The sequence below is a fragment of the Chelatococcus sp. GCM10030263 genome, assembly GCF_042666455.1.
Lineage (GTDB): Bacteria > Pseudomonadota > Alphaproteobacteria > Rhizobiales > Beijerinckiaceae > Chelatococcus.
This window is the reverse complement of the sequence record NZ_JBHTDB010000005.1, coordinates 551,944-565,506: the sequence shown is the minus strand read 5'-3', so window position 1 is coordinate 565,506 and position 13,563 is coordinate 551,944. Positions and strand designations below refer to the sequence as shown.

Genomic DNA, 13,563 nt, shown 5'->3' with positions numbered 1-13,563 from the left:
TCTCAGGGCTCGATTTCGACATAGACGTTGCGCACGCGATTGACGAAATGCGGCAGTAGTTCCTTGGTCCATTCGCTCGGCCCGGCGATCTTCTGATAATCCGGGCTGTCGAGCACTTCGGGGCTATCGAGATCATAGAGCGCGAGATATTTCGGCCCGCCTTCGAGAGCGAGGAAGCGGCGGCCGTTGAGGATGCCGGGGCAGCCCATGCGCTCGGGGAAATGCTCCTCGCGATACCAGCGGTTGAACTCCTCCTCATATTCCGGCTCGATGTCGATCATCACGAGCAGGAGCCCCTTCTTGCGGCGCTGAGGTTCGGTCATGGCGTCCTCCGAATGGTTGCTCAACCGGCGCGTGCGACGGCAAGCGGCTGGGCTAATCTGTAGGCTTCGTCGATCAGGCGAAAGGCCCGCGCCATATCGCGCAGCGACGCCAAGGGCGGGCGCCCTGCCGCACTGCGTGCGAGAACGTCGATGACGAAATCGCGGTAGTGCGGCACGTTGGTGTTCGACACATCGAGCATCTCGCCCTTGCCGTCGTAATCGCGGATCTCGAGCGCTTTCGGTCCCCAGGCCGTCACGTAATGCGAGCCCGTCTTCACCGCATAATGCATGTCGAAGACATTGGTCGGGGCGGGATAGAGATAGCCCGATTCGATGACGCAGGTCTTGCTGCCGCTCGCCAAGGTGACGGCCGAATAATCCTCGACCGGAAAGCCCCAGGCAGCGTTCGACATCGTCGAGGAGACCACTTTCAGATCCGGCCCGCCGAACCACATCTGGCAGATGTCGAAGAAATGCACCGCGAGATTGACCGTGCAGCCGCCGCCTGAGAGCTTGGGGTCGAGCATCCAGGCACAACCGTTGTCGAGATAGCGTTTGGCGGAACCGGCGACAAAGCGGAAGGTGGCGTAATGCACGCCTTCCCGGGCGACCATGGGATCGACCGTCGCCAGAAATCCGCCATTGCGCAGCACGAGCGGCACGGCGGCAAAGCTGCCCTTGCGCTCGGCGAGATCGGCGAGCCGCTCCACCTCCGCGCCGTTCAGGCCACAGGGCTTCTCGATGGCGAAGGGAATGCCCGCCTCGATGAGATAGGCTGCCTCCTCCGCCATGTCGCAGTGGCGACCGAGCGCGAAGACAAAATCCGGCTTGGTGCGTTCGCACAGCGCCCGGTAATCGGTGTCCCCGTCGCAGCCGAGTCGCGCCTTGAAGCCGTCGACGACCGCCGGGTCGGGGTCGGCCATGCCGACGAGCTCGGCATCGAGCTCACCCGCCCGAATGAGATCCAGGAAGGGGTCGAGATAAAGGCCGATATGCCAGTGGGACACGCCGATGAAGGCGACACGCATGGCCCGAACTCCTGCAGGTGAGTGCCGGCGCGGCAGGCGCCGGCACCGGGCCGTCAGCCCTCGATATCGACCAGGAAGCGCCCGTCCTCGATGCGCTTCACGCCGTCCACATAGAGGGTCGGATGCAGGATGACGCCATCCATGTGGATCTTCGACATGATCGAGCCGCCGACATCGACATTGGTGCCGAGGCCGAAATGCATGGTGCCCATGATATTCTTGTCTTCGCGCTGAATACCGCGAATGACGGCCTTGGCATTCACGCCGACCGACGCTTCGGCCGGGCACATATAGGCATTTTCGTCGCCGTAGGTGTCGAGGAAGTCGCGCAGGATGTGCGCATCCGCCCCGCCGTCGATCTTGGTGATGCGGCCGTTCACGACGGTGAGCTCGATCGGGCTCGACAGGCGGCCGAGGTGATGCATGGTCAAGTCGATGACGAGCTTGCCGTTGGCCGAGCCTTCATGCGGCGCCACATTGAATTCGCCGGTCGGGTAGAGATAGTAATAAAGCTTGCCGGCCGGCCTGTTCTCTTCCTTCTGGAAGTTGATGATCTTGAAAGGATCGAATTCCGGACCCGGCAGCGGCGGAATCCAGATCTGGTTTTCCACGCTATAGGTGAAATCGGTGCCATAGCGCGACGTCACGCGGCAGAGCTTGGCATCCGCCCCGAACACCCGCTCGGCAACGTAATGCTTGCGCACGGCGATCTGGCGCATGTCGTCAGTGATGCCGCCTGATTGCAGCCATTCGAGCTGCATGCCGCCGTCGAGGCAGATGGACGGGATGCCGGCTTCCATCGAGCGCAGGCTCGCGGCGCAATGGAGCATGCCGGTGGAGGCGATCAGTACGTTGACGTCCGACTTCAACATCGCCTCGCAGACGGCAGCCGGCGGGTCGTAGTAGTCCGCCGGGCGACGCTCGAAGAGTGTGACCGTCACATCCGCGCCGATCTCCTGCAGGATGCTCATCACGGCCTGCCAGACGCGCGGATCATGCGCGGTGTCCGACAGCACGAGCACCTTGTCGCCCGCCTTGACGTTGCGGGCGAGCGGTCGGCGCAGATGCTCCATGTTTCCTGTGAGAAGCGCCCCAGCAACCATGCCTGTTTCCTCCATGCTCTCGGCAAGAATGTCCCGCCTTGCAATCTGTGTCGACAGATAAAGCACAACTCGGCTTCCTTTGGAAGCTTATGCAAGGCATAATACGTCAAGTGTGGACATTACGATCGAAAGGGCGGATCAAAGCACCAGCAGAAAGGGCCTCTAGCGAGCGCGGCTGCGACAGCCATCGCGATCTGGTAAACTCGCCGTGAGAACAAAGACGAGGTCAGCGAAACAAAAGTGGACACCAAGGTCGTGAAGAATAGGCCGCCCGATCCGCGCTCCATCGAGCAGGCACAGGCGCTCGTCCGCCGGATCGTCGCAGAGCGGCACGACCGGCCTTCGCTCGTCTCGCATATCGCCTGCGAGGTGGGCGGCGAGATCATCGAGGGGCTTCGGCCGCCGGGGGCCGACCTCAATTCGGTCGAGTTGTCGAAGCGGTACAAGACGAGCCGCACGCCGATCCGCGAGGCGCTGATGCTGCTGGAGAAGGAAGGGCTCGTCGACGTGCCGCCGCGCAAGCGCCCACGCGTCGCCTCCCCCGACGTCGCCGAGATTCGCGAGATCTACCGGGCGCGCTCCGTCCTTTTCGGCATGATCGCATCAGAGGTCGCGCGCACCATCACATCGGAAGAGCTCGACCTCCTGCAGCAGCCGTTCCGGGAGATGGAGCGCGCCTATCAACGCGACGACCTCAACGCCTTCATCTGGGCGAATGTCGACTTCTACGAGCTGAATACGCAGCTCGCCAAGAACCGCACCGTCAAGCGAATGCTCGATTCTCTCCTGTTGCGCACGGCGCGCCTGCGCCGCATCAGCCTGTCACGGCCGGGGCGCATGGCGCGCTCCTTCGACGACCATGCGCGGCTCCTCAAGGCCTATGAGGATCGCGACGAGCAGCTGGCCGCCGCCCTGATCCGCTCGAACCACATCAACGCGCTCGCCGCCCTCGAAACCTATTTCGTGGAGGGCGACGGGGAGCGGACGAGCGAACCGGTCCGCAGGCGGCGCCGCGCCGCAGTGTAGATCCGCCAAGGCCGGCGCGTCCGAGCGAAGACCTGCAGAGCACGGTCTGGGTCGCGGGCTGCTCGCGCAGCTTCCGCGCGCATCAGCCCTGCAGCGGATAATCCGCTCAGCGGCTGGCGGTCGCAATGGCGGACGCGTCGACGAGCTGATCGAGCTGCTGTCGCGCCTGCGAGAAAGTGGCAAGGACATTGCCGCTCAACACGCGCCCTCCGGCGAGCTTGATGCGCAGCGGATTGACATTGTGGCCGTTGATGCGGACCTCGTAATAAAGATGCGGCCCTGTCGACAGCCCCGTGGAGCCGACATAGGCGATGGTCTCGCCCTGGCGGACTCGGTCGCCCACCTTCAGCCCGCGCGGGAAACCGGCGACATGGGCATAGGTGGTCTCATAGCCGAGATCATGCTTGATGCGGATGTATTTGCCGTAGCCCCATTGCTGTCCGATGATCTCCACGGCGCCCGCGCCGGCCGCGACGATCGCAGAGCCGTAGGGCGCGGCGTAATCGACCCCTTCGTGAAACCGACGATCTCGCAGGATCGGATGAACGCGCCAGCCGAAGCCATCGCCGAGCCGGCCGGCGGCAACCGGCTTGCGCAGCAGGAATTGCGTCACCGACTGGCCATTCTCGTCGTAAAAATCGGTACTGCCGTCGTCGGGCGCCGCGAAGCGATAATAACGGCGGGCCTGGCCGGCCACGTTCAGCGCGACGAAGTCGAGCTCGGGCCGGCCACGCTCGTCGGGAGAGTATAGAAGATCGACGGAGTCGGAGGCCGATAGGGGCGATGCGAGGTCGAAGTCGTGGCCGCAGAGCCGCACCAGTTCGTCGACGACGCCCTGGTCGAGTTGATTGACCTTGGCGAGGGCGTCGAGACCGTCGCGCAGGCTTTCGCCGCCCCCGATCGTTCGATTTCGAGCATCCTCCGATGTTGCATCAATACGGATCGCATCGGTCTGCGGTGCATCGACCGGCTTGTAGCTGCCGCTGTCGCTGCGCGCGACCGCGCGCTTGGGCTGGCCGGGCGGCTCTACGGTGACCCTGAGCACGGATGGTGGAGCGGCCCCTTCATCCGGACGCTCCTCGAGCACTTTTATCACCTCGCCGCCGGCAAATTTGCCATCCCCCAGCCGGCCCTGGACCAAAAGCGCCGAGGCGGCCGCCTCTGCCTCCTTGGCCGGATCGCCGAGAGCCTCCAGGATGGCGGGCAGCGTGTCCCCTACCCTGGCGACGACCACATGGACAGGATTCTCCGGCCGCTCCGGCGATCGCGGCACCACCGACAGGTTCAGGGGCTGGTCAAAGACAGGAGCAGGACTCGGCGGATCTTTGCCGAGCTCCGCATAGGCGGTGACGGCCTTCGGCGGGCGCGGACGCGCCTTCACGAAGGAGATCGGGCGCAAGGCCGGGCCCGCCGCAGCGTCATGGCTCGAAAGGGCCGGGTCGTTGTCCTGATCGGGTCGCGCGATAGCGACGGCTTCCAGCGCTTCCTGTTCCAGCTGGTCGAGCCGGGCGAAGAGATGCGTGAAGCGCCGCGTGCCCGTGCCGGACTCGTTCAATTGCTCGACGCGCACGGGCGTGGCTTTTGTCTTGGCGCGATGCGCGGAAGCCGCGCGATCGCCGCGCCCCGTTTCGGCCACTTCCTGATGCGTCAGGCTGGGCACCACCAGGACAGGGGCGGCGGCGGACCCGAGCTTCTTGCCGACGGCCGACGTCAGTGCACCCGATAGCAAGCCTCCGGCAACGGAGGCCAAGAGAACCGTCGCCAGCAGCCATCGGATATTGAGGACGGCATGCCCGAGCGGAGCGGCCCTTTCGACAGCTGAATTGAGGGGCGGGGCCACCCCGACCAGCATCTCACGTGAGTTCCAGCGACGGTTCACGCCTGTCCGTTCCGCCGATTGTCCCTTGCCGGAATGGCGCGGTGCCCTAAGGGCCGGCGCGAGGCGCCGACGGAGCAACTGGCGCGCGGGAACAACGCGACGGACTTTGCGAACAAGGTTTTCAGCATATCGTCCGCGGGCCTGCCTTGGACTTCGGAAAGAACGATTCGATAGAAAACTGGCGCGTAATAGCGGGGCTTATCTGGGCGAGATTGTGGCCTTGCCGCTCCGTCCCGCCATGATCACGGCGGGCGACATTCGCGATGTGGCGGCGCGCGTCATGGCCGTCAATCGCAGGCGGCGACCCGCTGAGGAAGGAGAACCATCATGGACGGGGCGGCGCTCCCGGTGCCATGAGATTGGCAGCCGCGCGCCTGGCGATCTCCAACCGCTGGGCCTGGAAGCCTTCGGCCTTGGCTCGAAGTTCGGCGACGAGGGGATCGGTCGAATCCGCCGTCGATCGCGGCGGAAACGGCGGCGCTGGGTCATATTCGATCTGAAGAGCGATGGTTTCGGCGACCTGCTGCCCGGCGATCTCGGAGGCGAGCACGAGGGCAAAGTCGATGCCCGACGTCACACCGGCGCCTGTGACGCGGTTGCGGTCGATGACCACCCGCTGCCTTACCGGCTCGGCGCCGAAAAGGGCGAGTTGATCCAATGAGAGCCAGTGCGACGTCGCGCGATAGCCGCGAAGCAGTCCCGCGGCCGCGAGGACGAGCGACCCCGTGCAGACGGACGTAACCCAACGGGCCGTTTCGGCCTGCCGACGCAGAAAGCCGAGCACCTCCTCGTCGAGCATCAGGTCCGTCTGCCCGGGACCGCCCGGGACGAAGAGGACGTCGTAAGGCCCGGCGGCCGCAAAATCGGAGGTCGGCAGGAGCGTCAAGCCAAAGGGGTCGCGAACGGGCTCCTGCGTCTTCCAGACGATGTCCACGGCCGCGTTGGGAAGCCGAGAAAAGACCTCGAAGGGGGCTGCGAAATCGAGCTGGGTGAAGCGCGGGAAAACGAGCATTCCGATACGCAGTTTGGGGTCTTGCATCATGATCGTCTCTCCGCCTCAGGTCCGGGGGTAAGGCACTCTGAGCAGACTTCGAGACCACCGCCAACCGCAATGATAGCGAGGGCTCACGCGCGAGCCGCTTCGCCTCCGCGGATGCCGCTTCCCAGATATACACATATCCGGTGGCCCCGGTCTTGCCCGGAAATTGGGGGGCGCCAGGCACGACCGGGGCCTGCCCCCTGGGGGAGGGGCGCCGCCTGCTACCGTCGAATCGTGGCGAAGCGAAGGCTTAACCGTGTCAAGACAAGTTTCGTTGATCACTATGGGATAGGATGCGAGACGAAAGGCGGAGGCGGAAGCCGCTTTCTCCGCAAGAGGGGCAATGCGGACCAAGTCCTCGGCGCGGTCGACGAGGTCTCGTCCGGGCGCTAAACTCGTCAGCCATGCCCACCGGGTACCGGCTGCCAAGGAGGCGGACAGGTATGAAGCCCTCGCTCTCGGAACACCCTCAGCCCGACGACGCGGCGGCGAAGCAGGCCGTGCGCCCCGTGATCTGCTATCCGATCGACGCGCTCCCGCCGGCCGATCTGACCGCCTACCGCGCCGCACGCGACGGGTGGACACGGCTCGACACGGTGATCGTTCCGCCGCGGGACGCGGCGAGCTTTTCCGTTCCGGCAGGCTGCTTCTTCCGCATCGTCAGCATCGAGGGACCGCAGGTCGGCGACCTCAACCTGTGGAATGCGCACGATATCGGCGAGCGCTTCTATTCCGGCAAGACGCGCGCCCTGCACGGCACGCATCTGTCGACGGGCGACCGGCTATGGTCGAACCTGCCCTATCTCAGGCCCATGGCGACCATCACCGAAGATACGCTCGACTGGTACGGTTTCGACGAGTGGGGCGGCTCGGTGCACGACGTCATCGGCACGCGCTGCGATCCCAATACCAACAAGCTCCTTTCCGGGGGCGACTACCATCATTGCTGCCATTCCAATTTGACCCGCGCCCTCGCTGACGCTCAGGGCTTGCCGCTCGCTGCCGCGGAGGCCCATGTGCACGACGTGCTGAATGTCTTCATGTGCACGGGGTTCACCCGCGACACCGGGCAATATTTCATGAAGGCCTCGCCGGTCCGGCCGGGAGATTTCCTGGAGTTTTTCGCCGAAATCGACCTGATCGGCGCGCTGTCCGCCTGCCCCGGCGGTGATTGCAGCTCTGCCCATTCGAGCGATGCGGCCGCCTGCCATCCGCTACGGATCGACATCTACCAGCCGATCAGCCCGCCACGCGGCTGGCAATCCCCCCAGCGCAACAGCTATGCCGGCGGGCATGGTCGATGAGACCATGTCGCACGACAGAGCCTGCAGCGCGGGGCTCGCGCTGAGACTGCCGGTCAGCCGGCCATCCAGCCGCCGTCGACCATGAGGTTGACGCCAGTGACGTAGCTCGCCATGTCGCTCGCCAGGAAAAGAGCGGCGCCCGCGACATCGTTCGGCGTCCCGAGCCTTGGCCAGGGCGTACGGCTATTCGAATAGTCGAGCGCATCGGGATCGTTGGCGATGCCCGGCTTGCCGGTGATGATCTTTCCGGGTGCAATCGCGTTGCAGATGATCAGATCCTTCGCATGATCCACGGCGATCTGCCGTGTCATCTGCACGATGCCGCCCTTCGAGACGCCGTAGGGGAAATCCCCGGGGCAGGCGACCATGCCGTGCTGCGAGGAAATGTTGACGATCCGGCCGCGCGCTTCGCCGACCGGCTCCTGTTGCAGAAATTGCTGGGCTGCCCGCTTGCAGCAATAGAAGAAGCCGGTGAGATTGACGCCGATCACCCGGCTCCACTGTTCCGGGCTGGTCTCCAGTAGATTAGTCGACGTATAGATCGCCGCATTGTTCACGATGATGTCGAGCCGTCCGAAGCGCCGAACCGTCTCGGCGACCAGCGCATCGACAGCATTCCAATCGGAAATGTCGGTCTCGAGAAAGGCGGCGGTACCGCCGCCGGCGCGAATGCGCTCCAAGGTCGTCTCGCCGCCTTCCAGCGGGCTTTCCACCCTGTCGGCGATCACGACGGCCGCTCCCTCCGCGGCAAAGCGCAGCGCAATGGCACGGCCGATACCGGAACTGGCGCCGGTGACGATGGCCACTCTGTTCTGCAGCATGGGCATTGACTGTCCTCAATCCTGCCGGGTCACGACCCGGCCGCGTCCGGGCGCGACGAGCATCCCTTCGCTGACGATGCGCTCACCGCGAAGAAGGACATGGGTGAGCGCGGCGGGAGCCACCCAGCCGTCGAAGGGCGTATAAGCAGCCCGGCTTGCCTGCTCGTCATGGGTGATGACTCCCGTCCGGCCGCGGTCGATGATCACGATATCGGCGTCATGGCCGGTAGCGATCGCGCCCTTCGAGCGGCCGAGGCCGAAACGTCTTGCCGGGTTATAGGAGCACATCCGCACGAGGTCGGTCATGCGGATGACATTTTCGCCGACGAGCTTGAGCATGACGGCAAGCAGGGTCTGCAGGCCTGGCATGCCGCCGGGGATGTCGGCAAAAGCCGCATAGCGCGCTGCCTTTTCCGCCGGGCTGTGCGGCGCATGGTCGGTCGCCACGATATCGACCAGCCCCTCGGAGAGGGCCGCGCGCAGGGCTGCGACATCATCCCTGGCGCGGAATGGCGGCGAGCCTTTCAGATGGGCCCCGCCCGTCGCGTAATCCTCGGCCGTGAAGAACAGGTTCTGCGGGGTGGTCTCGACGCTGGCATCGGCCATGTCCCGCAGCCGGCGCCATGTATCGACCCCGAGCCGGGAATTGACCTGACGGACATGGATGCGCGCTCCCGTTTCGGCAGCGGCGAGCATGGCGCGCGCGATCCCGCCGGCCTCCGCCAGCGGCGGGCGGCTGGACAGGAAGGCGGCGATGTCCCCGGCGCTTTCCCGCAACAGGCTCCCGCGCAAGATCGACTGATCGCCCGGCGAGATGCCGATGAGCGTGTCTCGGCTGGCAAGGCGCCTCAGCGTCTCTCTGACTTCATCCAAGCTCTCGAACAGAAAAGCGTCGGGGACATCGGCCGTGAAGACCTCCAAGGAAACGGGCCGCAACTGCAAGAGCGCGTCGAGATCAGCGATGCTCCTGCTCATGACGACCTGGAAGCCGACATCGACATGGAGACGGCCCTTTGCCATCGCCATCTTCGCGGAGAGCTGTGCGGGCGTTGCGGTCCAGGGTTCGTCGGTCGGCATGTCCAGCACCGTCGTGACGCCGCCGAGCGCGGCCGCCATCGTGCCGCTGTCGAAATCCTCCTTGTGGGTCAGGCCCGGCTCGCGCAGATGCGCATGGACGTCGACCAATCCAGGCAGCAGATGCCGGCCGGTCGCGTCCAGCACGTTTTGCGCAAGGGCCGTCTCGCCCGGCGGCAGGACTGCCACGACCTTGCCGCCGGCCACGGCGACATCGGCCCTGACCTCGCTGTCGGCATTGACGACAGTGCCGCCGGTGATGAGCAGGTCGAAAATGGCGCTCTCCCCTCGTCAGCCGAGGCCCGGCAGGCGCGGCTCTTCATGGGTGACGACCTCGATCAGTGCCGCCTGTCCGCGGCCGACATGGCCGAGGCCGCGCGCCAGCGCCGCCTGCAGTTCGGCCGGCGCGGTGACGCATTCGCCGTAGCCGCCGAGTGCCTGAGCGATGGGCGCATAGCCGCCGGACATGCGGTTCGCGCCGTATTTTTTGGTCGCGACAGGCATGCTCGCGGCATAACCGCCGAGCACGTTGTTGCGCATCACCACCGTCAGGATCGGCAGATTGCAGCGCACGGCCGTTTCGAAATCGATGCCGACCATGCCGAAGGCCGCCTCGCCCATGAGATTGACGACGGTCGCCTCGGGACGTGCCAACTTGGCACCGAGCGCAAAGCCGAGCCCGCTGCCAAGCTGGGTGGTCTTGCCCCAGCCGATATAGCTCCCCGGAACGGTCGCTTCGTAGAAGGGGCTGAACTGGTCACGCGGATTGCCCGCATCATGCGTGACAATGGCCTTGGCCGGGTCCACCGCCCGCATGATCTCCCAGACGACGCGGTAGGGCGAAATCGGCTCGCTGTCGGCCGTGAGATGCGGCAGCCATCGCTCCATGAAGGCCGCGCGCAGCGAGCGGATTTCGTCGGCCATGCCGGCGCGCGCCGACACCGCAATTCCGCGCTCCTTGATGTGGGCGATCATCTGCCTGAGCGCCGAGCGGGCGTCGCTGACGATCCCCTGGGCGATTGGATAATCCTTGCCGAGATCGCCGTCGTCGATCGTGATCTGCAGCAGGACTTTGTCCTTAGCGATCGGCAGGATGTAGTAGGATCGCGTCAGGCTCGTGCCGAGCGCCAGAACGACATCCGCCTTGTCCATGAAATGATCGACCGTCGCCGGTCGCGCCCGCCCGGCGGTCCCGAGCGCCAGCGGATGATTTTCCGGAAAGCCGCTCTTGCCGTTAGGAGTAGTCATCACCGGAATGCGCAAGAGCTCCGCGAACTCTATCAGTTCGCGGGAGGCGCTCGCCGCAAGCACCCCCTGGCCGGCCAGGACGACAGGGTTCTTGGCGGCGAGCAGGGTGCGCATAAGCTCGGCGATCTCACCCGCATCCGCCTGTGGAACACTGCGGCGCGGCCGCCGATAGATGTCGCGTGAGAGGTCGATGGTTTCGGCAAGAAGATCAACCGGCAGCTCCAGCAGAACCGGTGCCGGGCGACCGTTTCGCACGCGTGTAATGGCCGAATGCATCAATTTCGGCAGATGCTCGGCGCGGATGGCCGCCTCGCACCATTTGGTGATGTGACGGAAGTTGCGGCTCGCCTCGAAGTTCGGCGCCACCGCCTCCGAGCCACGCGGATAACCGGTCGGCAGAAAGAGCATCGGCGCGCGGTCATTGAAGGCCTGCGCAATGCCTCCGAAGGCACTCTCCACGCCGGGACCGTATTGGACCGTGACGACGGCGAGCTCTTTGCCGGCCGTCACGCGGGCATAACCTTCCGCCATATTGACGGCGACGCGCTGCGTGCGCGGAATGACTGGCGGGATGTGCAGTTCCGCCGAGGCGTCGAAGAGCTCGCTATTGGGAAAGCCGATGATCTGCTTCACGCCCTCCGCTTTGAGGATCGACGCGACGACCTGGGCGCCCGTCATGGCCCTGTCCCACCGGGGGCGCTGTTCGGCGGGCGGGTGCTCCGCCTCGCCGACCTCAGGCGCGACGATCAAATGATTCATGATTTTCGAGCCAGTAGCGGGCGATGTCTTCGCGGCGCATGAAGCCAGCACCGGGGGTTTTGCGCACATGTTCGATGACGTCGCGCAGGCCGGATGCGCGGTTGGGCTGGCCCATCCAGCGCGCGTGAATGCCGATGGTGAGCATCCGCCCGCCGGTCTCGTCAGCCTCGCTCATCATGTAATCGATCGCCGAACGGCAATCCTCGGCGAAATCGCGGGGGTTGCTGTAGCCCGGCGCGATCAGATAGCGGCTGTCGTTCAGCGTCTTCGAATAAGGAACGACCAGCAGACGTGTGCCGGCGTGGTCGACGAAGTAAGGCAGATCATCGTTGCAGGGGTCGGAATAATAGAGAAAGCCGCCCTCGCGCACGATCAGGTCGCGTGTATTGACGCTCGGGAAGGAGCGGCAATTCCAGCCCAACGGTCTGCGGCCGGTGAGTTTCTCGTAAAGTGCGATGGCCTCGTATAGCTCACGCTCTTCCTCGTCCCGCGGCATGGAGGAATACTCGTGCCAGCGCAAGCCATGGCCGAGGAGATCATGGCCACGGTCGTTCATCCAAGCGACGACGGCGGGGTTGCGCTCGAGCGCCACGGCGCAGGCCGAGACCGTGATCGGGATCTGGTAGCGATCGAAAAGCCGTGCAAGCCGCCAGATGCCGGCGCGGCTGCCGTATTCGAAATGCGTTTCCGTTCCGAGGTCGCGAACCGGCGGGCTGTTCGGAATATTGTACTCGCCCCAATTGTCGTTGCGGCCATCGTCGAGCCAGGAATATTCCGCGCCCTCCTCATAGTTCAGGACGAGATTGATCGCGACTTTCACGCCACCCGGCCAAATCACGAAGGGCGGATTGGGACCGTAGCCGATGAAATCACGCGGCTGACGCTCGGTCTTTTGTAAAGTCCTGTCGTCGGACATCACGTGCCCTCCCCGTTCGCCGCGCTTTCGTTGGCAGCAATCCAGTCCATGTAGTCGAGAAAGGCCTCCCTGCCGGGGCGCGGGCGCCAGTCTGTATCGCGCTCGATACGGGCGAGGTCATAGGCGCCCCACATCCCATCCTTCAGCGTCACGTCCTGAACGATATTGGCTCTCTCGTCGGGCGTGACCTCGACCTGGAGCCCCGGCACGCGCTCGCGAGCCCAGCCGATGACATCGCCGATGGTCGCGGTGACGCCGCTTCCGATATTGTAGTGGCGGTAGCGCAGACGCTCGGCCGACAAGAGCGCGATGATCGCCTGGGCCACATCAGCCGAATGGACGTAGTCGCCAACCGGCTCCAGGCTGTTCGGGCGAATGACGTCGCCGGCGAGCGCCATATGGGCAACGCGGTTGGGGACATGGCGGAAATTGCGGCTCCCCGTCGCCCGGTCCATCGGGCCGTAAACCGATGCAAGCCGCACCGATAGTGCCGAGAGGCCGAAGAGATCGGCATAGCGATTGACGACCATCTCCGAGGCAAATTTCGAGATGCCATAAAGTGTGAGCGGCGCGACATAGCCATCCTCGGGCAGCGGCTCGCCGGCCCAATCCGGTCCGTGATGCCGGTAGACGGAGCCGGAGCTGACATAGAGGAAGCGCCGCAGACCGGGTTTTCCGCGTGCCCATTCCAGAAGGCGCACCGTGCCCATGAGATTGACGTCGATGATGCGGGCCGGATCATCCGCTTCGGGCTGGCGCTTCGCTTCGCCGGCGCTTCCCCGGGAGATCGGCGTGACCGTCGCGCCATGAACGATCGCGGTGATGTCGTGCTCATCCAGTCTCCCGGACCACTGCGCGGGATCGCATATATCGCCGGTGAGCACCGTCAGTCGGTCGCGAACCGGCGCGAAATGGCGCTCGGCCATCCGGTCCAGTCTCGAACGGTCGAGGATGACCGCGCGCGCCGCCGGATCGCGCTCCAGCCACGCCCGCGCCACGACGCTCATGACGAAGCCGGTGCCCCCGGTGACGAGGAGGGTCAT

The 13,563-nt window shown here is 65.0% G+C and carries 12 protein-coding genes; 2 read left to right on the top strand and 10 right to left on the bottom strand.

Annotated features, from left to right (window positions below; all coding sequences use genetic code 11):
• Window positions 1-2 precede the first annotated feature (2 nt).
• Genes ACFQU1_RS12930 through ACFQU1_RS12920 form a run of 3 tightly spaced genes read right to left on the bottom strand, consistent with a single transcriptional unit; the run spans window position 3 to window position 2,454 of the window.
• Window positions 3-323: a DUF4286 family protein gene (locus tag ACFQU1_RS12930; RefSeq protein ID WP_378133103.1), complete on the bottom strand. Its 321-nt coding sequence runs from the start codon at window positions 321-323 to the stop codon at window positions 3-5.
• 20 nt (window positions 324-343) lie between these two features.
• Complete coding sequence (locus ACFQU1_RS12925; protein WP_378133101.1) at window positions 344-1,351, bottom strand: Gfo/Idh/MocA family protein; 1,008 nt, start codon at window positions 1,349-1,351, stop codon at window positions 344-346.
• Between the two features lie 53 nt (window positions 1,352-1,404).
• Window positions 1,405-2,454 (bottom strand): aminopeptidase, encoded by a 1,050-nt coding sequence (locus ACFQU1_RS12920; RefSeq protein WP_378133099.1) that lies wholly within the window; start codon window positions 2,452-2,454, stop codon window positions 1,405-1,407.
• A gap of 240 nt (window positions 2,455-2,694) precedes the next feature.
• Between ACFQU1_RS12920 and ACFQU1_RS12915 the strand changes: the two genes are divergently transcribed.
• The gene (locus tag ACFQU1_RS12915) at window positions 2,695-3,480 is read left to right on the top strand and encodes a GntR family transcriptional regulator (protein ID WP_378133097.1); all 786 of its coding nucleotides are present in this window, start codon (window positions 2,695-2,697) and stop codon (window positions 3,478-3,480) included.
• A gap of 106 nt (window positions 3,481-3,586) precedes the next feature.
• Here ACFQU1_RS12915 and ACFQU1_RS12910 read toward each other — a convergent pair whose 3' ends face one another.
• Both ACFQU1_RS12910 and ACFQU1_RS12905 read right to left on the bottom strand, forming a co-directional pair.
• On the bottom strand, window positions 3,587-5,359 hold the full coding sequence (locus tag ACFQU1_RS12910) for a M23 family metallopeptidase (RefSeq protein WP_378133095.1): 1,773 nt from the start codon (window positions 5,357-5,359) through the stop codon (window positions 3,587-3,589).
• 325 nt (window positions 5,360-5,684) lie between these two features.
• On the bottom strand, window positions 5,685-6,401 hold the full coding sequence (locus ACFQU1_RS12905; RefSeq protein WP_378133093.1) for a DJ-1/PfpI family protein: 717 nt from the start codon (window positions 6,399-6,401) through the stop codon (window positions 5,685-5,687).
• Window positions 6,402-6,841: 440 nt separating this feature from the next.
• Here ACFQU1_RS12905 and ACFQU1_RS12900 point away from each other — a divergent pair, with 440 nt between their 5' ends.
• Window positions 6,842-7,702 (top strand): urea carboxylase-associated family protein, encoded by an 861-nt coding sequence (locus tag ACFQU1_RS12900; RefSeq protein WP_378133091.1) that lies wholly within the window; start codon window positions 6,842-6,844, stop codon window positions 7,700-7,702.
• Window positions 7,703-7,755: 53 nt separating this feature from the next.
• Here ACFQU1_RS12900 and ACFQU1_RS12895 read toward each other — a convergent pair whose 3' ends face one another.
• The 5 genes from ACFQU1_RS12895 to ACFQU1_RS12875 all read right to left on the bottom strand — a co-directional run bounded on the left by ACFQU1_RS12895 (window position 7,756) and on the right by ACFQU1_RS12875 (window position 13,563).
• Entirely contained in the window at window positions 7,756-8,523 is a 768-nt protein-coding gene (locus ACFQU1_RS12895; RefSeq protein ID WP_378133089.1) for an SDR family NAD(P)-dependent oxidoreductase, read from the bottom strand.
• 15 nt (window positions 8,524-8,538) lie between these two features.
• Window positions 8,539-9,804, bottom strand: a complete 1,266-nt coding sequence (locus tag ACFQU1_RS12890; RefSeq protein WP_378133087.1) for a dihydroorotase family protein — start codon at window positions 9,802-9,804, stop codon at window positions 8,539-8,541.
• 84 nt (window positions 9,805-9,888) lie between these two features.
• A complete protein-coding gene (locus tag ACFQU1_RS12885; RefSeq protein ID WP_378133085.1) occupies window positions 9,889-11,604 on the bottom strand; it encodes a thiamine pyrophosphate-requiring protein in 1,716 nt (571 codons plus the stop codon).
• Complete coding sequence (locus ACFQU1_RS12880; protein ID WP_378133083.1) at window positions 11,579-12,520, bottom strand: allantoinase PuuE; 942 nt, start codon at window positions 12,518-12,520, stop codon at window positions 11,579-11,581. Before ACFQU1_RS12880 ends, ACFQU1_RS12885 begins: the two co-directional genes overlap by 26 nt.
• Complete coding sequence (locus ACFQU1_RS12875; protein WP_378133081.1) at window positions 12,520-13,563, bottom strand: NAD-dependent epimerase/dehydratase family protein; 1,044 nt, start codon at window positions 13,561-13,563, stop codon at window positions 12,520-12,522. Before ACFQU1_RS12875 ends, ACFQU1_RS12880 begins: the two co-directional genes overlap by 1 nt.